This window comes from Streptomyces sp. NPDC101776, assembly GCF_044766845.1.
Taxonomy (GTDB): Bacteria; Actinomycetota; Actinomycetes; order Streptomycetales; family Streptomycetaceae; genus Streptomyces.
Genome location: NZ_JBIWMV010000004.1, coordinates 649,664 through 667,123 on the forward strand (window position 1 = coordinate 649,664; position 17,460 = coordinate 667,123).

Below are 17,460 nucleotides of genomic sequence, written 5' to 3' on the forward strand. Positions count from 1 at the left end.
TGGGCGCGTCGTGTAGATCTTGATGTCTCCGACGGCGCCGGTTGCTGGTCGTCGGTCACCGATCGTTTTCCCGAGCCGAGCGGATTTCGGCGACGGCCGCGGCGACACCTGTGTCGAAATAGCCACCCTCCCCACTCGCACAGCCGTCCGCGACTCCAAGCTCCCCACCCGGGCCACCCTCTCCTTTCCTGCCCCCGCCTTCACCGCCCTCGTCGAGGGCATCAAGGCCGGTGATATCGATTACCCCTGGTCAGGACCGGGATCGTCGGCATAACGTCCGTGCATGGCAGCCTTCGATCCCTGGGACCCGGCGTTCCTCGCCGACCCGTACCCCGCCTACGCCGAGCTGCGTGCCCGGGGCCGGGTGCAGTACTTCGAGTCCACGAACCAGTGGCTCGTCCCCCGCCACGCGGACGTCTCGGCCCTCCTCCGCGACCGCCGCCTCGGCCGCACCTACCAACACCGCTTCACCCACGAGGACTTCGGCCGTACGGCACCCCCACCCGAGCACGAGCCCTTCCACACCCTCAACGACCACGGGATGCTCGACCTGGAGCCCCCGGACCACACCCGCATCCGGCGCCTGGTCTCCAAGGCGTTCACTCCCCGCACGGTCGAGCAACTCAAGCCGTACGTGGCCCGGTTGGCCGGTGAACTGGTCGACGGCCTGGTGGCGCGCGGCGGCGGTGACCTGCTCACCGATGTCGCCGAGCCCCTCCCCGTCGCGATGATCGCGGAGATGCTCGGCATCCCGGAGTCGGACCGCGCCCCGCTGCGCCCCTGGTCGGCCGACATCTGCGGGATGTACGAACTGAGCCCGTCCGAGGACACGGCGGCGCGAGCGGTTCGGGCGTCGGACGAATTCTCCTCGTATCTACGCGAGTTGATCGCGGCCCGCCGCAAGGACCCGGGCGACGACCTCATCTCCGGCATGATCGCGGCCCACGACGAGGACGACGACCGCCTCACCGAGCAGGAGCTGATCTCCACCGCCGTACTTCTGCTGAACGCGGGCCACGAGGCGACGGTGAACGCCACGGTGAACGGCTGGTGGGCGCTGTTCCGCAACCCGGACCAGCTGGCCGCCCTGCGCGCGGACCACTCCCTGATCCCGTCCGCCGTAGAGGAGTTGATGCGCTACGACACCCCGCTCCAGCTCTTCGAGCGGTGGGTGCTGGACGAGATCGAGATCGACGGTACGACGATCCCGCGCGGCGCGGAGATCGCGATGCTGTTCGGCTCCGCCAACCATGACCCGGCGGTCTTCACGGCCCCCGAGCAACTGGACCTCACCCGCGCGGACAACCCGCACATCAGCTTCAGCGCGGGCATCCACTACTGCATCGGCGCGCCCCTGGCCCGTATCGAACTGGCCGCGTCCATGGGGGCGTTGCTGGAGCGGGCCCCGACACTGGCACTCGCGACGGAACCAGAGCGGAAGCCGAACTTCGTGATCCGGGGACTGGAGGGGCTGAGCGTCGAGGTGGGCTGAGCGTCGAGGTGGGGTGAGCGGCGAAGTGGAGTGAGCGTCGAGGTGGGGTGAGCGGTGCGGAGTCGTTGCGGGCGGACCGGCTCAACTCCGCGCCTTGATACGGCTGATCAGGGCCCACGACGCCGCACCCACGGCCAGCCCGCCGAGCAGCGCGAGCGGCAGTTCGGCGTAGAGGACGCTCCAGTCGGGGGCCGCCTCGAAGCGCCAGAGGCGGGAGCGGACGTCGACGGCCCAGAGCGCGAGCCCCGCGCCCGCGCCGAGCGCCATGGTCAGGCATCCGGCGGCGGCCTGCGTGCGTTGTCCCATGCCCGGGAGGGACGCGGACGAGCGGTCGAGAGGTTCCCGATCCACGTCACCGGTTCACGTCACCGGTTCACGTCAGTGGTACTCGTCACCGATCTACCTCGCCGCCCCGCCACGCGGCCCCGGTGCCTGCCGCCCGCCGGTCCGCGTCGCGCGTGACGCGGGCATCTCCCGCAGTCGTTCGACGTGCCCCTGCTGGATCTCGCGGGTGAAGGTGAGGTAGTCGATGACCAGCTCCAACTGGTCCGGGGTGTAGCGCCCGCGCACCCGCCGGCCGGCGTCCTCGACGAACGGTCCGATCAGGCCGTAGGACCGCTGGGCGGCCTCGGGGGTGACGCGGATCAGGGTCTTGCGCCGGTCGTCGGGGTGCGGGGTGCGGGTGAGGTAGGCGAGTTTCTCCAGCCGGTCGAGCATCGTGGTGACGCTCCCGGTGGTGAGCCCGAGCTGTCGGCTCAGCTCACGTGGAGTGATCTCCGGCACCGAGAGAAGGATCTCCAGACAGCGCAGGTCGGTCTCGTTGACGCCCAGCAGGCGGGCCAGCTCGCGGTCGAAGTCGTCGACGGCGCCCTGATAGCCCTGCACGGCCGCCCCGAGCCGCGCCTCGACCGACCCCGAGTCGTCGCCCGGGTCCACGCCCGACTCCATTCCGCTTGACATTCGAGATATCTCCCCGCATCGTAGCCATCAGTAATTGGCTTGAAAGCCAAGATATATGAAAGTCAAGCTGAACTGAGGAGTCAACGCCATGTCGTCCAGCACGACCGACACGACGAACGTAGCCGCTGACGGCGGCGGTGGGCCGGTGCCCTATCCCAAACGGTGGGCCGCGGCGTTCGTGATGATCCTCGCGGCGCTGCTGGACATGATCGACGGATCGATCGTGAACACCGCGCTTCCCTCCATCGGCAAGGGCCTGAAGGCCACCCCCGCCGACCTCCAGTGGACGGTGTCGGCGTACATGCTGGGCTTCGCCGCCACGCTGATCATCGCCGGGCACCTCGGCGACCGCTACGGCCGCAAGAAGCTGTTCCTGCTCGGCGTCACCGCGTTCGCGCTGACGAGCCTGGCCGGCGCGCTGGCGACCTCGGCGGGGGCGCTCGTCGCCTCGCGCGGCCTCCAGGGGGTGGCCGCGGCCGTGATCATGCCGCAGATCCTCGCCTCGTTCCGCACGATGTTCGACGGCGAGGAACGCGGCAAGGCGTTCGCGCTGTACGGCGCGATCGCCGGCATCTCCACGGCCGTGGGTGTGCTGCTCGGTGGCGTACTGACCGACTGGGACCTGTTCGGCTGGGGCTGGCGGACCATCTTCGTCATCAACCTCCCGCTGGCCGCCCTAGTCCTGGTGCTGGGGGTCAAGTGGATCCCGGCCTCGAAGGACCACGCCTTCACCGGCCGCATCGATCTGCCCGGCAATGTCGTCCTGGCCGGCGGCCTGGTCGCGATCGTGCTGCCGCTGGTCCAGGGCCGGTCCAACGGCTGGCCGCTGTGGGGCTGGATCTGCCTGGCCGCGGGCGTCCTCGCGATCGTCGCGCTGACCGTCTCGGAGAAGCGGCGCGGCATCGAACACCCCCTGCTCCCCACGGACTTGTTCAAGAAGCCCGCCTTCAGCGCGGGCCTGCTCATCCAACTCCTCTTCTACGGCGGCATGTCCGGCTTCTTTCTGGTCTTCACCATCTGGCTGCAGTCCGGGCAGGGCTACACCCCGACCGGGGCCGGTCTGCTGATGGTCGCCTTCAGCTCGGGTTCGATCCTGGCCGCGCCGGCGGTGGACCCGCTGGTCGCCAAGTTCGGCCGTACGGTGCTGATCCTGGGCGCGCTGGTCATGGCGGGCGGCCTGTTCCGGGTCCGGCACGCGGCGCGGAACTCGGCCCAACTGCACACCGGTGCCTGGCCGTTGGTGCCGGGTCTGTTCATGGCGGGCGTCGGTCTGATCCTGCTGATCATCCCGCTGGTGAACACCATCCTGAGCACCGTGCCGGGCGAGTTGGCGGGCGGCGCCTCCGGAATCCTGTCCACGGCCCAGCAGTTCGGCGGGGCGCTGGGGGTCGCCGTCATCGGCAACGCGTTCTTCTCCCACGCGGACAAGCGGCTCACCGACGCGATCGTCCACGCGGGGCCGTGGGCCATCGGCGCGTATCTGCTGTGCGCGGTCCTGTGCCTGGCGCTGCCGCGCAGGGCGGTCGGCAACCAGGCCGAAGCCACGGCCTGATCTTCCGCTCCACCTCCAACCGGCTGCTACCTCAGGGGAGTTGCCCCCCAAGCAATCGAAAGAGACACGCTCATGTCCGGGAACACCGAGAACACCGAGAACACCGAGAAGCCCGGGAACACCGAGAAGCCCGGGAACACCGAGAACGCCACCCCCGCTCTCACCGCCGACGAGAAGCTCACCCTCCGAACCGCGGCCCACGCTGTCGTCTCCCTGATGGCGGCGGCCGACCCCGGTCCGATCTCCTCCACCCGCTCCGGGATGGCCGGCGGCAAGGCGTTGTCCTCCGCGACCGGGCTGGTCGGCCGGGTCCTGGCCGAGAAGGCCAAGGGGCTTGACCTGGGCGGCGGTTCGACCGCCGACCTGGCCGACCGGGTCTTCACCGCCCTGACCGACTCGGTGACCCTCCTCAACGCCAGGTCCCCGGCCGAGGCGGCGAACTTCCGCGCCACCATCACCACGGTCATGGACGCGGCGTCCCGCGCCCACCGGGGCGGTCCCGGGCCCGCCGAGACGGCGATGATCGGGAAGATCACGGCGGCGCTCGACGCGGCCTGACCATCAGGGGTCCGGGAATTCCCGGAGAACACAGAGGCGTACGACGGCGTCCGCCGTGCCCCACACCTCCTGTCCGGCGGGGTCGGGGTCGAGGTCGGGGTCGGATGCGGTCGTACGCATGCTCCAGACGTAAGGGTCGGGCGTCAACCCCGGTGACACCAAGAAGCGGCACGGCTGGCTCGGCTCCTCCATGCCGTACCGGCGAGTGGTCCCGCACAGTGACGCCGCCGGAGTCGTCGACGCCGTCGGCGGCGGGGTCGACGCCCGCCGGGAGGGGCAGCGGGTGTGGGTGTACGGCGCCCAGTCCTACCGTCCCCTCGGCACCGCCGCCCAGTACACCGTCGTACCCGCTGATCTGGCCGTGCCGCTGCCCGATCACCTCAGCGACGAACTCGGCGCCGGCCTGGGCATCCCCGGGATCACCGCCCACCGCACCGTGTTCGGCGACGGCCCTGTCGACGGGCAGGTCGTGCTCGTGCACGGGGTGCTCGGCGGTGTCGGTTCCCTGGCCGCGCAGCTCGCCCGGTGGGGCGGCGCGACGGTGATCGGGACTGTTCGGCGCGGCAGCGACCTGGACCGTGTCGACCCCGCCGTGGTCTCCCACGCCGTGCCGCTCGACGGGGACGATCCCGTCACCGCGATCCGCGCGTACGCCCCCGCCGGCGTGCACCGGGTCATCGAGGTCGCCCTGTCCGACAACGCGGACCTGGACAACGCCGTCGTCGCGAACGGCGCGGTGATCGCCGCCTACGCCACCCGGGACGACCGGCCCCAACTGCCTTTCTGGCCTTTGCTGTTCAACAACGTCACGCTCCGCATGCTCGGCAGCGACGACTTCCCCGAGGCGGCGAAACGGCAGGCGGCCCGCGACCTCACCGCCGCGGCGGCGGTCGGCATGCTGACCGTCGACATCGGTGACCTGTACCCGCTGGAGAAGATCGCCCAGGCCCACGACCGTGTCGACGCCGGCGGCCGAGGCCGCGTACTGGTGACCGTCCCCGGCTGAACTCCGCCGACGCGACGTCTCCCTCGGCTCAGGTGGTCAGGTCGCGCTTCCGCAACCCTCCCAGCCCCACCCCCGTCAGCACCACCGCGATCCCCGTGAGGGCCGTCACCGGTCCCCACGCCATGTCGCCCCCCGGCAGCTTCGGCAGGTGGCCGAAGGGGGAGAGGTCCAGGACCGCCTGGGGGAGGTTCAGCGCGGGTCCGATCCAGCCGAGGAGGAGGGTGAGGCCGGCCGCTGCCCAGGATGCGGGGGCGAGGCGTGGGGAGAGGCCGTGGAGGAGCACCGCGAGCGCGCCCAGGGTCCAGATCGCCGGGAGTTGGACCAGGCAGGCGGCCAGGATGGGGCCCGAGTCCGCGCCGTGTCCCAGCGTCAGGCCCAGGCCGCTCAGGAGCATGAGCAGGATCGCGCCCGCGAAGGCGATCGTCAGGTGGCCGGCCGCCCAGCGCGGGCGGCCCACCGCGTTCGCGAGGATCGGCTCGGCGCGTCCGCCGGTCTCCTCGCTGTGCAGGCGCAGTACCGAGGAGACCGCGTACAGCGCGGCCAGCATGCCGAACATGCCGACCATCGTGGCCAGGAACGCGTTCTCGATGCCCGACCGGCCGCCCATCCGCTCGATGATCTCGCGGGTCCTGGCGTTGTCCCCGACCAGGTCCGCCGCGCCCTTGGTGATGCCGCCGAAGGCGACCCCGGCCGCGAAGAAGCCCAGGCTCCAGCCCAGGACGGCACCCCGTTGCAGTCGCCAGGCGAGTGCGGCCGCCGTGCCCAGGCGGCCGTGGGCCGGTCCGGGGCGGGCCGGCAGAAAGCTCATGCCGACGTCCCGGCGGCCCGCCAACTCGTAGGCGACCAGGCCCTGTACGGCAGCCGCCACCGCGAACAGGGCCAGGACCCACCACCGTTCGGACGCGAACGGGCGCAGGTTCTCCAGCCAGCCGATGGGGGAGAGCCAAGTCAGGGGAGAGGAGGCGTCGTTGGTCGTCGCGTCGCCCACCGCCCGGAGTGCGAACGCCGTTCCCACCAGGCCGCCGGTCAGCCCCTTCGCCAGCCTCCCGCTGTCCGTGAACTGCGCGACGATCGCCGCGAGCGTCGCGAACACCATGCCCACTCCGCCGATGCCGAGGCCGAGCGCCAGGGCTCCCGCCGCCCCTTGTCCGGCCATCCCGGCCGTGATCAGCAGCGTCAGCGCGGAGTTGGCGACGAACGCCGTCAGCAGGGCCGCCGTCAGTGGTGCGCGGCGGCCCACCATCGCCGACGAGATCAGTTCCTGGCGGCCGCTCTCCTCCTCGTCACGCGTGTGCCGTACGACGATGATCAGGCTCATGATCCCGGCGAGGATCGCGGCGTAGCCGCCGATGCGCCACGCGGTGAGGCCGCCGAGGGAGTCGCTGAACACCGGGCCGTAGGTGGCGCGCAGCGAGCTGTTGGCGAGCATCTGGCGGGCGAGGTCGGCGCGTTCGGCGGGGGTGGAGTAGACGCTGCGCAGGGAGCCGGGGAGCGACAGCACCAGCAGGCCCGTCACCGCCACCCAGGCCGGGACCACCACCCGGTCGCGACGCAGGTCGAAGCGCAACAGGGCGCCGGTGCCTGCCAGTTGGCGCGAGGCGCGGGTGCCGGCGCCGGTGCGTGCGGGAAACGTGGTGGTGGTCGTCATTCCGCCCCCGCCTCCTGCTCCTGGTAGTGGCGCAGGAACAGTTCCTCCAGCGTCGGCGGCTTCGAGGTCAGCGACCGTACGCCCGACTCGGTCAACGACCGCAGTACGGCGTTGAGTTGGTCCGTCTCCACCTGGAGGCGGACGCGTCTGCCCTGGCTGTTCTCAATGTGCTGGATGGCGAGGTCGTGCACGCCGGGCAGGGACGCCAACCCGTTGGGCGCGCCCACCAGTTCGGCGCTCACGCTGGTGCGGGTGAGGTGGCGCAGGTCCGCCAGTGAACCGCTCTCCACCGTGCGGCCGTTGCGGATGATGCTGACCCGGTCGCACAACTCCTCGACCTCGCTGAGGATGTGGGAGGAGAGCAGGATGGTGCGGCCCCGGTCGCGCTCCTCCTCCACGCAGCGCTGGAAGACCTCCTCCATCAGCGGGTCCAGGCCCGAGGTCGGTTCGTCCAGGATCAGCAGGTCGACGTCCGAGGCGAACGCGGCGACGAGGGCGACCTTCTGGCGGTTGCCCTTGGAGTACGTGCGGCCCTTCTTGGTGGGGTCGAGTTCGAAGCGGTCGATCAGCTCGGCGCGGCGGGCCTTGTCGAGGCCGCCGCGCAACGTGCCGTAGAGATCGATGACTTCGCCTCCGGAGAGGTTGCGCCACAGCGTCACGTCGCCGGGGACGTAGTCGACCCGGCGGTGCAGTTCGACGGCGTCCGTCCAGGGGTTCCGGCCCAGGAGCCGGGCGGCGCCCGAGTCGGGGTGCAGCAGGCCGAGCAGGACGCGGATGGTCGTGGACTTGCCGGAGCCGTTGGGGCCGAGGAAGCCGTGTACCTCACCGGTCTCGACGTCCAGGTCGAGACCGGCGAGGGCCTGTGTCCTGCCGAACGACTTGTGCAGCCCGGATACCTCGATGGCGGGGTTTGCCTTCGTCATGGAGCCGAACGTACGCTACGTTCAGAAATTTGTGAAGTTAAGGAAGTGTATGAAGCGCGGGTAGGGTGAGGCCATGACGGATACAACCGGTGCGCGGGATGCGGAGTCCGTGTCGAAGTTCGTCGAGTCCTTCGCGGCACAGCTTGTCGAGGCGGGGATGCAGCGGATGCCGGCGCGGATCTTCGCGGCGCTGCTGTCCTCGGACGAGGGGGCGATGACCTCCGTCGAGCTGGGGGAGCAGCTTCGGATCAGTCCGGCGGCGGTGTCCGGTGGGGTGCGGTATCTCTCGCAGCAGCACATGGTGTCGCGCGAGCGTGAGCCGGGGTCGCGGCGCGAGCGCTACCGGGTGCAGGGGAATCAGTGGTACGAGGCGCTCACCAATCGCGAGGCTGTTCTCAAGCGGTGGGAGGCGGCACTGAGCGAGGGGGTCGCCAGTCTTGGCGCGGATACGCCTGCGGGGCGCCGTATGGCCGAGACCCTGGCCTTTTTCGAGTTCGTCGACGGGGAGATCGTGGCCATGATGGAGCGGTGGCGGGTCCACCGTGAAGCCCGTTTCGGTGGAGCGCCCTGAAGGGGCGCGGGGAACTGCGCGACCAGCCCACCGCCGGGCCGCAGGTGAGTACGTGCCTGCGGGAGCGTCGTGGCTGGTCGCGCGGTTCCCCGCGCCCCTGAGAACCTCAGCGCTCCTTTGTTTCTTCGAGGACCGTGCGGCCCAGCAAGGCATAGCGCTCAGGGGCCCGGCGCTTCAGGTACTGGGCGTAGCCGATGCCCGTTGCCGCGACCAGGGCCACCAGCCAGGGGGTTGCCTTGAGGAGGGGTGAGTCGGACTCCGAGCCCGCTGCGACGCTCATGTTGGAGACCAGGAGAAGGACCACCGCCAGCATGGCGATACCCCCGACCAGCGGAGCGGTGAACGTGCGGAACCAGTGCCGGCTCTCGGGATGGTGGGACCGGAAGTACGCCAGCACCGCGAACGAGCACACCGCCTGCACGACGAGGATCGCCATCGTGCCGAGGATGGCCAGCAGGACGTAGAGCGCGTTGGCCGGGTCCTTGCTCGTGGCCCAGAACGCGAGGATCAGCAGCGCGCTCACCACCGTTTGCACCAGGCCCGCGATGTGCGGGGAACCGTGCTTGGCGTGGGTGCGGCCGATGGTGTTCTTGAGGGAGGGGAGGACGCCCTCGCGGCCCAGCGCGTACATGTAGCGGCTGGCGCAGTTGTGGAAGGCCATGCCGCAGGCGAGCGAGCCGGTGATCATCAGCCACTGCATGAGGTCGACCGCCCAGTGGCCGACGTAGTGCTCGGTGGGGTTGAAGAAGAGGGCGAGCGGGTTCGCCGAGGAGGCGACCTTGACGGCCTCGCTCTCGCCGTTGCCGATGATGGCCATCCAGGAGACGAAGACGTAGAAGACGCCGACGCCGAGGACCGAGATCATCGTCGCCTTGGGGATGATCTTCTTGGGGTCGCGGGACTCCTCGCCGTACATGGCCGTGGACTCGAAGCCGACCCAGGACCAGAAGGCGAAGAAGAGACCGAGACCGGCGCTCGTCCCCTTGAACGCGTTGACCGGGTTGACCGGGCCGAAGGTGAAGCCGTGCGGGCCGCCGCCGTGCAGGGCGACCGAGATCGCCATCGCCGCGAGGATCGTCACCTCGGTCCCGAGGAGCACGATCAGCAGCTTCTCGGCGACGGAGACGCCGAACCAGGTGCCGGTCGCGTTGACCGCCAGCATGACGAGCGCGAAAGCCCACCACGGGATGTCAAGTCCCGTCTGGTCCTTGAACGTTCCGGTGGCGAAGGTCGAGAAGATGCCGATCAGGGCCGGCTCGAACACGACGTACGCGAAGGTCGCCAGGAGCCCGGAGGCGAGTCCGACGGTGCGGCCGAGGCCGTAGGAGATGAAGCCGTAGAAGGCGCCCGTCGAGGTGATGTGCTTCGCCATCGAGGTGAAGCCGACGGAAAAGATTGCCAGGACGACCATTGCGACGAGATAGCTCGCCGGGGCGCCGATGCCGTTGCCGGACGAGACCATGAAGGGCACGTTGCCGGTCATCGCGGTGATCGGGGCGGCGGTCGCGACGGCCATGAAGACCACGCCCAGCAGGCCGATGGCGTTGGGCTTGAGCCGGTGAACGGCGTCGTCCTCGCTTGTGTTCGCCGCGGGGGCGACTCCTTCGTCCACTGCCATCGGGATGGCTCCTCTCCTGCTGCTCGGGTGGTTCTACGGTGCGGAACTCTGTCGGCCGAATGAGTCCGGCAAGGGTTGCGGCGCGTTAAATGTTTGTCAACCAGACCTTTAGAAATCTGAGGAAATCCGGTGGCAACACGCGCCTCGTACGGTCGCCGCCATGAGTACGTACACCTCGGCCCTCGGCGGCCACCGCTACCGCTTCGGCTCCCTCGCGCGTCTGCTCGCCGCCGCGAGCCCCGAGCGCTCCGGCGACCGGCTGGCGGGGCTGGCCGCCGCGTCGGCCCAGGAGCGGGTGGCGGCACGGTGGGCGCTGGCGGACGTACCACTGACGGCCTTTCTCGCCGAACCGGTGATCCCCTATGAGACCGACGACGTGACCCGGCTGATCCTCGACACGCACGACGCGGCGGCTTTCGCGCCGGTGGCGGGGCTGTCGGTGGGCGGGTTCCGGGAGTGGCTGCTGGCGGCGGGCACGGATGAACTGGCCGGCGTGGCAGCCGGGTTGACGCCGGAGATGGTGGCGGCGGTGTCGAAGCTGATGGGCAACGCGGATCTGGTCGCGGTCGCGCGGAAGGTGAGCGTGGTGACCGCCTTCCGGTCGACGATCGGTCTGCCGGGGCGGCTCGCCACCCGCCTCCAGCCCAACCACCCCACCGACGACCCGGCGGGCGTGGCCGCGGCGCTGCTCGACGGGCTGCTGCTCGGCTCCGGCGACGCGGTGATCGGCATCAACCCGGCGACGGACAGCCCGAAGGCGGTACGGGACCTGCTGGAGCTGTTGGACGGAGTCATCCAGCGGTACGCGATCCCCACCCAGTCCTGCGTCCTGTCCCACGTCACGACGAGCATGGACCTGATGGAACGCGGGGCGCCGGTCGACCTCGTCTTCCAGTCCATCGCCGGCACCCAGGCGGCCAACGCCTCCTTCGGTGTGACGCTGGGCCTGCTCGACGAGGCGTACGAGGCGGCGCGGGCGCTGGGGCGGGGCACGGTAGGCGACAACGTCATGTACTTCGAGACCGGCCAGGGCAGCGCGCTCTCGGCCGGCGCGCACCACGGAGTGGACCAGCAGACGGTGGAGGCACGGGCGTACGCCGTCGCCCGCCGCTACGACCCGCTGCTCGTGAACACGGTGGTGGGCTTCATCGGCCCGGAGTACCTCTACGACGGCCGGCAGATCCTCCGCGCCGCCCTGGAGGACCACTTCTGCGGCAAGGTCCTCGGCCTGCCCATGGGCCTGGACATCTGCTACACCAACCACGCCGACGCGGACGACGACGACATCGCCACGATGCTCACCATGCTCGGCGTGGCCGGCGCGTCCTTCGTGATCTGCACCCCGGGCGGCGACGACATCATGCTCAACTACCAATCCGCCTCGTACCACGACGCGTTGTACCTCCGCGAGGTCCTCGGGCTGCGCCCGGCACCGGAGTTCGAGGCGTGGCTCGACTCCATCGGCCTGCTGGGCGAGGACGGGTCGATCGGCGACGTGTCCGCCACGGCCCACCCGTTGACGGCGATCGGAAGGGAACTGGCGGCATGACGATCAGTCAAGAAGTGTCTGCGGAGCAGGACTTGTGGCCGACCCTGCGCCGTCACACCCAGGCGAGGATCGGCCTCGGGAGGGCGGGCACCGGTCTCCCGACCCACCACAGGCTGGAGTTGCAGGCGGCGCACGCGGCGGCGCGGGACGCGGTCCATTCCCCCTTCGAGCCGGAGGTGGTGGCGGAGGGGTTGAGGGGGGAACCGACCGTACGGGTCCGCAGCGCGGCCCCCGACCGGCTCACCTACCTCCAACGCCCCGACCTGGGGCGGCGGTTGGACCCCGCCGACCGCGCGCATCTGCCGGTGGGGGAGTGGGACGTCGTCTTCGTGGTGGCCGACGGCCTGTCCAGCCGGGCGGTGCACGAGCACGGGGCGGCGATGGTACGAGCGACGACGGCCCTCCTCCCGACCACCTGGCAGGTCGCCCCGGTGGTCCTCGCCGAACAGGCCCGGGTCGCCCTCGGCGACGACGTCGCCTCCGCGATGGGCGCGGAGATGGTCGTCGTCCTGATCGGCGAACGCCCCGGAATGTCGGCGGCGGATTCGTTGGGCGCGTACCTGACGTACCGGCCCGAGCCCGGGGTGACGACGGACGCGGACAGGAACTGCCTGTCCAACATCCGGCCGCCGTCGGGGCTGACGTACGAGGTGGCGGCGGGGAAGCTGGCGGGGTTGATGTGCAGGGCAAGGGAGTTGGGGGCGACCGGGGTGGCGCTGAAGGACGACTCGGACGCGCTCCGCAGTATTTAGCCCCTCCGCTTCTTGAGCAGCCTGGGTCCGAACTCAGCCCCTCCGGCGTTCGAGGAGCGGGGGTTCGGGGGCCGGCCCCCGTGACGGGGTCGAAGGGGCGGCGCCCCTGGAGGATGGGACGGGTAGGGGCGGCGGGGGCGAAAAATTCCCGCCCGGCCCGGCAGACCCACCTGGCCCCTGGCCAGCTCGCCCTGGCCAACTCACCCCGCCAGCTCATCCTGGCCAGCTCGCCCTGGCCAACTCACCCCGCCAGCTCGCCCTGGCCAACTCACCCCGGCCAACTCACCCCCGCCAGCTCGCCCCGGCCAGCTCAACCCCGCCAACTCCCGCGGACCACCCCACCCTCACCCACCTCACCCCGGCAACGTAAGCCCCCACGCCCCCTCCCGCACCACCCACGTCCGCGTCCGCACCGGCCCCCCCACCACCGCATCCGCCCGATACCGAAAATCCGCCCCGGACACGGTGACCGACCGCCCCCGCGCACACAGCGGTGACGCCTCCGCCCCCACCGACACCGGCCGCACCTCCACCTCGGCCAGCCCGGACGCCCCCGGCCGCACGGAGACCGCCTCCACCGGCTGGTCGAGGTCGACCAGGGTGACCCCGTCGACCTCGATCCGCAGCCGCGCCGGCCCGAACCGGGGCACACCGTCGAGCGGCTCCCGCGACGGCCGGGCCGGCACGAGCGTCCGTACCAGCGACTGGCAGGTCCGCAGCCACGACGCGTGCCCGGCGCCGGCGGGCGAGGGCACCGAGGGTGAGGGGAGCGAGGGAATCCGCAGCGCGCCCAGCACCACCCCGTCGCTGTCGTCCACCAGCAGATCCATCCGCCGTACGACCCCGTCGAGCACCGCCCGCGCCGCCGCCACCGCCCCCGTGGGCACCCCCAGCGCCCCCGCCAGGGACAGCGCACCCCCCACCGGCACCATCGACAGCGCACATCCGGCCAGCTCCCGCTGGCGGTGCAACAGGGACACGGCGCGCATCAGGGCCCGGTCGTCGCCCACCAGCACCGGCCGGCGCGAACCCCGCCGGGCGAGGACCCGGGCGAATTCCTCGGGCCCCTCCGGCATGCACACCTTGGTCGCCGCACCCGCGCTGAGCACGTCTTTCGCGATGCGGACGGACTCCGCGTCGGCGCGCCGGGCGACCGGATCGATGACGACCAGCAGCTGATCGGAAGTCGCGAAAGTCGCCACCTCGGCCATGCCTCGCTTCCTCGGGTAGCATCTTTGTGCAAGAGCCCCTTGCGCTATTGCGCCAGGGGCTTCGTCTATTCCGGGGCATCCGGTCCGACGGGTTGCGGCCGACGAGGGTCGCTGGCGTACGAGGCACACGCTGTGCCGCGTACGCCTCTGACCTTGGACATGCCCCGCCCGGAAGGGGTGTACGCGCGTGCCCGCACTTGTGCTGCTCGGTGCTCAGTGGGGTGACGAAGGCAAGGGAAAGGCGACGGACCTGCTAGGTGGGTCGGTCGACTATGTGGTGCGCTACCAGGGCGGCAACAACGCCGGCCACACGGTAGTCGTGGGCGATCAGAAGTACGCCCTTCACCTGCTCCCTTCCGGGATCCTCACACCGGAGTGCACTCCGGTCATCGGCAACGGTGTCGTCGTCGACCCGTCGGTCCTGTTCTCCGAGCTGAACGGGCTGAACGAGCGCGGCGTCGACACGTCCAAGCTCCTGATCAGCGGTAACGCTCACATCATCACGCCGTACAACGTGACGGTGGACAAGGTGACGGAGCGCTTCCTCGGGAAGCGGAAGATCGGGACGACCGGCCGTGGCATCGGCCCGACCTACGCGGACAAGATCAACCGCGTCGGCATCCGGGTCCAGGACCTCTACGACGAGTCGATCCTGACGCAGAAGGTCGAGGCCTCCCTCGACATCAAGAACCAGATGCTCACCAAGCTCTACAACCGCCGCGCGATCGCCATCGAGCAGGTCGTCGAGGAGCTGCTGTCCTACGCGGACCGCCTCAAGCCCTACGTCGCCGACACGGTCCTGCTCCTCAACCAGGCGCTGGACGACGGCAAGGTGGTCCTCTTCGAGGGCGGCCAGGGCACGCTGCTCGACATCGACCACGGCACGTATCCCTTCGTGACGTCGTCGAACCCGACCGCGGGCGGCGCCTGCACCGGTGCCGGTGTCGGCCCGACGAAGATCAGCCGGGTCATCGGCATCCTCAAGGCCTACACGACCCGGGTCGGCTCGGGCCCGTTCCCGACCGAGCTGTTCGACGCGGACGGCGACGCGCTGCGCCGTATCGGCGGCGAGCGGGGTGTCACCACCGGCCGTGACCGGCGCTGCGGCTGGTTCGACGCGGTCATCGCCCGCTACGCGACCCGCGTGAACGGCCTGACCGACTTCTTCCTCACCAAGCTCGACGTCCTCACCGGCTGGGAGCAGATCCCGGTCTGTGTGGCCTACGAGATCGACGGCAAGCGCGTCGAGGAACTCCCGTACTCGCAGACCGACTTCCACCACGCGAAGCCGATCTACGAGAACCTGCCGGGCTGGAGCGAGGACATCACGAAGGCCAAGACCTTCGCGGACCTCCCGAAGAACGCGCAGGCGTACGTGAAGGCACTGGAGGAGATGTCGGGCGCCCCGATCTCCGCGATCGGTGTCGGTCCCGGCCGCACCGAGACGATCGAGATCAACTCGTTCATCTAGCGAGGCCGTTCAGCAAGGGCATTCAGTGATGAGGGGCGCCCGCCCGGGCGCCCCTCATCGCCCTGCTGTTCAGCTCGTGAAGATGAAGTACTTCCATGCCCCGCGCGTCGTCGTGTTCACGCTGTCGCCCGACGCCCCGTCGACGTACGACGAGCGGATACGGAAGCGGTAGCCGACATCGTGGGTGCCGCCCAGCTCCACGCGGGAGACGCCGGTCGAGTCCAGCGGGAAGTACTGGGACCCGCCGTCGTACCAGGTGCCCTGGTAGTAGACCTGGATCTGGGCCTGCTGCTGACGGCCCGGGTACGCCGTCATCGTCGTCGTGAACAGCGGGTTCTTGGCCTTGTGGAAGTAGGCGTACGTCTGGCCGTACACCTTCTTGTTCTTGTACTGGCGGCTGACCGACATCGACACCTTGACCCTGGTGTAGACCGTGCTGGCCACCGTCTTGGGCGCGTAGCGCGCGTCGCCCGTGAAGCGGGCCGTCAGGCGGGTGTCGCGGGTGAGCTTGTACGTGACCGAGAAGTCGCCGTTCCTGTTCACCGTGCCGGACTTGACCAGCTTGTTCGGCTTGTCGGAGCCGTACGGGTCGGCCCAGATCTCGACCTTGCGGTTCTTGTACGTCGCGCCGAGGTGCGCCGTGAACTTGACGCTCTGGCCGTAGCCGTAGGTCTTCTTGTTGTTGGTCAGCCGGAGCGTCGCCGCCGCGCGCGAGACGTCGACCGAGGCCGAACCGCTGCCCGCCACATGGTCCGCGTTCCCCGCGTACGACGCCGTGTACGTCACCTTGCCGCCGACCGGCGGGCTGTTGGTGAAAGAGAACGTGCCGTTCGCGGCGGTCTTCGCGGTGCCGATGTTCCGGCCGTTCGGGTTCTCCAGGTCCTTGCGGGTGATCGTCAGTGACGTGCCCGCCGGGAGCGCCACCTTGGAGGTGACCTTGCCCTTGACCGTGAGCTTCTTCGCCCGCGTGGCCTTGGCGGGGGCGGTGACGGAGACGCCGGTGACGGCCTTGGCCGCGTTGTTCAGGACGCGCAGCTCGTACACGCCCTGGTTGCTCGTCGTCACCGCGAACAGCCGGGACCCGTCGGGTGCCCAGGCGAGGCTCGCCGCGTCCAGGACGGCGGCGCTGCCGTCGCCCGCCGGGAAGTCGTACTCCCGCACCGAGGTCGTGCCGCCCGGCTTGAAGACGTAGATGTCCGGGCCGTTGTACTGCTGCTCGGCGCCCGCCGCGACCGTGCCGTCGGGGGCGACGGCGACCGCGTTGCCGTAGTCCCGGGTCGGGTACTGGCCGTCCGCCGTCAGGTCGGAGGTCTTGTACACCGCGTGGTACGACGGCCACCAGGCGGCCACGACGACGTCCTTGCCGTCCGGTGTGACGGCGAGGTCCCGCAGGGTGCTGCCCTCGACGCGCGCGCGGGCGGTGGGGCTCGCGGTGCCCGACGAGACGTCGTACACGCCGAGTTGGGTTGTGCCGCCGTACGGCAGACCCGCGACGAGCGTGCCCGAACCGGGCGCCGCGTCCAGGACGGGGGCGGCGGTCCAGGGGTGTGCCGCGTCGGCGTCCAGGGTGACCTGGTGGTCGGCGCCGGTCAGGTCGACCGAGCCGATGTCGCCGTGTCCGCTGTCGTCGCTGCTGGCGTCGGTGCCGTATCCGAACCACAACTTGCCGCCGGCGAGGGCCACATAGCGCGGGTCCACGTCCCCCGTCGCGTACCGCGCCGACTCGGTCGCCGTGGCGGTGTCGATGGCGACGATCGCGTCGCCGGTGCCGTCCGGGCCGCCGGGGACCGCCGCGTACACGGTGCCGGAGTCGGCGGACAGCTCAAGGCCGCGGACGCCGGGCAGGTCGGTCAACTGCCGGATCCCGTTGCCCTGGTAGTCCGTGACCACGATCTTGCCGGTGTCCGGGTCGCTGACGAAGACCCGCTGGTGGACGCCGTCCACCACGATGTCGCCGACCGAGAAGACACCCAGGTCCCGCCGGCTGTCCGCCATGGCCGTACCCGCCGCGCCGGTCGTGAGCGCGACGGAGCCGAAAGTGAGAGCGACCGCGAGCGCGGTCGACAGAGTGCGTCTGTGCACGATGGTTTCGAACCCCCCGGTACGAAAGTGCCCCGCAGTGGGGCCAGTCGGAAAAGCCTATGGGACG

Annotated in this window: 15 protein-coding genes and 1 pseudogene; 9 read left to right on the top strand and 7 right to left on the bottom strand. The window is 70.3% G+C overall.

Features of this window, described 5'->3' with window-relative positions; genetic code table 11:
• The first annotated feature begins 22 nt into the window (after positions 1–22).
• A complete protein-coding gene (locus ACIRRY_RS18290; RefSeq protein WP_403973499.1) occupies positions 23–274 on the top strand; it encodes a DUF397 domain-containing protein in 252 nt (83 codons plus the stop codon).
• 9 nt (positions 275–283) lie between these two features.
• A complete protein-coding gene (locus ACIRRY_RS18295; protein WP_403973501.1) occupies positions 284–1,492 on the top strand; it encodes a cytochrome P450 in 1,209 nt (402 codons plus the stop codon).
• An 81-nt stretch (positions 1,493–1,573) separates the two neighbouring features.
• Here ACIRRY_RS18295 and ACIRRY_RS18300 read toward each other — a convergent pair whose 3' ends face one another.
• Together ACIRRY_RS18300 and ACIRRY_RS18305 are read right to left on the bottom strand one after the other, a co-directional pair.
• Complete coding sequence (locus ACIRRY_RS18300; protein WP_403973504.1) at positions 1,574–1,798, bottom strand: hypothetical protein; 225 nt, start codon at positions 1,796–1,798, stop codon at positions 1,574–1,576.
• Between the two features lie 93 nt (positions 1,799–1,891).
• On the bottom strand, positions 1,892–2,452 hold the full coding sequence (locus tag ACIRRY_RS18305; RefSeq protein ID WP_403973507.1) for a MarR family winged helix-turn-helix transcriptional regulator: 561 nt from the start codon (positions 2,450–2,452) through the stop codon (positions 1,892–1,894).
• 88 nt (positions 2,453–2,540) lie between these two features.
• Between ACIRRY_RS18305 and ACIRRY_RS18310 the strand changes: the two genes are divergently transcribed.
• From ACIRRY_RS18310 to ACIRRY_RS18320, 3 genes and pseudogenes are all read left to right on the top strand, one after another.
• Entirely contained in the window at positions 2,541–4,004 is a 1,464-nt protein-coding gene (locus ACIRRY_RS18310) for an MFS transporter (RefSeq protein ID WP_403973509.1), read from the top strand.
• Between the two features lie 72 nt (positions 4,005–4,076).
• Positions 4,077–4,562 (top strand): hypothetical protein, encoded by a 486-nt coding sequence (locus ACIRRY_RS18315; protein WP_403973511.1) that lies wholly within the window; start codon positions 4,077–4,079, stop codon positions 4,560–4,562.
• 136 nt (positions 4,563–4,698) lie between these two features.
• A pseudogene (locus tag ACIRRY_RS18320) lies at positions 4,699–5,568 on the top strand (alcohol dehydrogenase catalytic domain-containing protein); the annotation flags it as partial.
• Positions 5,569–5,596: 28 nt separating this feature from the next.
• Here ACIRRY_RS18320 and ACIRRY_RS18325 read toward each other — a convergent pair.
• Together ACIRRY_RS18325 and ACIRRY_RS18330 are read right to left on the bottom strand one after the other, a co-directional pair.
• Positions 5,597–7,216, bottom strand: coding sequence for an ABC transporter permease (locus tag ACIRRY_RS18325; protein ID WP_403973514.1), 1,620 nt, complete (start codon positions 7,214–7,216; stop codon positions 5,597–5,599).
• Complete coding sequence (locus ACIRRY_RS18330) at positions 7,213–8,139, bottom strand: ATP-binding cassette domain-containing protein (protein WP_403973516.1); 927 nt, start codon at positions 8,137–8,139, stop codon at positions 7,213–7,215. The genes ACIRRY_RS18325 and ACIRRY_RS18330 overlap by 4 nt, the downstream gene beginning before the upstream one ends.
• A 73-nt stretch (positions 8,140–8,212) precedes the next feature.
• On the opposite strand from ACIRRY_RS18330, the gene ACIRRY_RS18335 reads away from it, so the two are divergent.
• Positions 8,213–8,710 (top strand): GbsR/MarR family transcriptional regulator, encoded by a 498-nt coding sequence (locus tag ACIRRY_RS18335; protein WP_403973518.1) that lies wholly within the window; start codon positions 8,213–8,215, stop codon positions 8,708–8,710.
• A gap of 106 nt (positions 8,711–8,816) precedes the next feature.
• Here the strand turns inward: ACIRRY_RS18335 and ACIRRY_RS18340 are convergent, their stop codons facing one another.
• Complete coding sequence (locus ACIRRY_RS18340; protein ID WP_403973521.1) at positions 8,817–10,328, bottom strand: APC family permease; 1,512 nt, start codon at positions 10,326–10,328, stop codon at positions 8,817–8,819.
• A 160-nt stretch (positions 10,329–10,488) separates the two neighbouring features.
• Between ACIRRY_RS18340 and ACIRRY_RS18345 the strand changes: the two genes are divergently transcribed.
• Together ACIRRY_RS18345 and eutC are read left to right on the top strand one after the other, a co-directional pair.
• On the top strand, positions 10,489–11,877 hold the full coding sequence (locus tag ACIRRY_RS18345) for an ethanolamine ammonia-lyase subunit EutB (RefSeq protein ID WP_403973523.1): 1,389 nt from the start codon (positions 10,489–10,491) through the stop codon (positions 11,875–11,877).
• Entirely contained in the window at positions 11,874–12,629 is a 756-nt protein-coding gene (gene eutC, locus ACIRRY_RS18350; RefSeq protein WP_403973525.1) for an ethanolamine ammonia-lyase subunit EutC, read from the top strand. Before ACIRRY_RS18345 ends, eutC begins: the two co-directional genes overlap by 4 nt.
• A gap of 353 nt (positions 12,630–12,982) precedes the next feature.
• On the opposite strand, the gene ACIRRY_RS18355 is transcribed toward eutC, so the two are convergent.
• Entirely contained in the window at positions 12,983–13,840 is an 858-nt protein-coding gene (locus ACIRRY_RS18355) for a diacylglycerol kinase (protein ID WP_403973527.1), read from the bottom strand.
• Between the two features lie 187 nt (positions 13,841–14,027).
• On the opposite strand from ACIRRY_RS18355, the gene ACIRRY_RS18360 reads away from it, so the two are divergent.
• Positions 14,028–15,311: an adenylosuccinate synthase gene (locus tag ACIRRY_RS18360; protein ID WP_403973529.1), complete on the top strand. Its 1,284-nt coding sequence runs from the start codon at positions 14,028–14,030 to the stop codon at positions 15,309–15,311.
• Positions 15,312–15,380: 69 nt separating this feature from the next.
• On the opposite strand, the gene ACIRRY_RS18365 is transcribed toward ACIRRY_RS18360, so the two are convergent.
• Positions 15,381–17,393 (bottom strand): Ig-like domain repeat protein, encoded by a 2,013-nt coding sequence (locus ACIRRY_RS18365; RefSeq protein WP_403973532.1) that lies wholly within the window; start codon positions 17,391–17,393, stop codon positions 15,381–15,383.
• Positions 17,394–17,460: the final 67 nt, after the last annotated feature.

Coding starts and splice junctions, on each gene's coding strand:
- ACIRRY_RS18290 (WP_403973499.1), top strand. CDS start 23: ATGTCTCCGACGGCGCCGGTTGCTGGTCGTCGGTCACCGATCGTTTTC.
- ACIRRY_RS18295 (WP_403973501.1), top strand. CDS start 284: ATGGCAGCCTTCGATCCCTGGGACCCGGCGTTCCTCGCCGACCCGTAC.
- ACIRRY_RS18300 (WP_403973504.1), bottom strand. CDS start 1,798: ATGGGACAACGCACGCAGGCCGCCGCCGGATGCCTGACCATGGCGCTC.
- ACIRRY_RS18305 (WP_403973507.1), bottom strand. CDS start 2,452: ATGTCAAGCGGAATGGAGTCGGGCGTGGACCCGGGCGACGACTCGGGG.
- ACIRRY_RS18310 (WP_403973509.1), top strand. CDS start 2,541: ATGTCGTCCAGCACGACCGACACGACGAACGTAGCCGCTGACGGCGGC.
- ACIRRY_RS18315 (WP_403973511.1), top strand. CDS start 4,077: ATGTCCGGGAACACCGAGAACACCGAGAACACCGAGAAGCCCGGGAAC.
- ACIRRY_RS18325 (WP_403973514.1), bottom strand. CDS start 7,216: ATGACGACCACCACCACGTTTCCCGCACGCACCGGCGCCGGCACCCGC.
- ACIRRY_RS18330 (WP_403973516.1), bottom strand. CDS start 8,139: ATGACGAAGGCAAACCCCGCCATCGAGGTATCCGGGCTGCACAAGTCG.
- ACIRRY_RS18335 (WP_403973518.1), top strand. CDS start 8,213: ATGACGGATACAACCGGTGCGCGGGATGCGGAGTCCGTGTCGAAGTTC.
- ACIRRY_RS18340 (WP_403973521.1), bottom strand. CDS start 10,328: ATGGCAGTGGACGAAGGAGTCGCCCCCGCGGCGAACACAAGCGAGGAC.
- ACIRRY_RS18345 (WP_403973523.1), top strand. CDS start 10,489: ATGAGTACGTACACCTCGGCCCTCGGCGGCCACCGCTACCGCTTCGGC.
- eutC (WP_403973525.1), top strand. CDS start 11,874: ATGACGATCAGTCAAGAAGTGTCTGCGGAGCAGGACTTGTGGCCGACC.
- ACIRRY_RS18355 (WP_403973527.1), bottom strand. CDS start 13,840: ATGGCCGAGGTGGCGACTTTCGCGACTTCCGATCAGCTGCTGGTCGTC.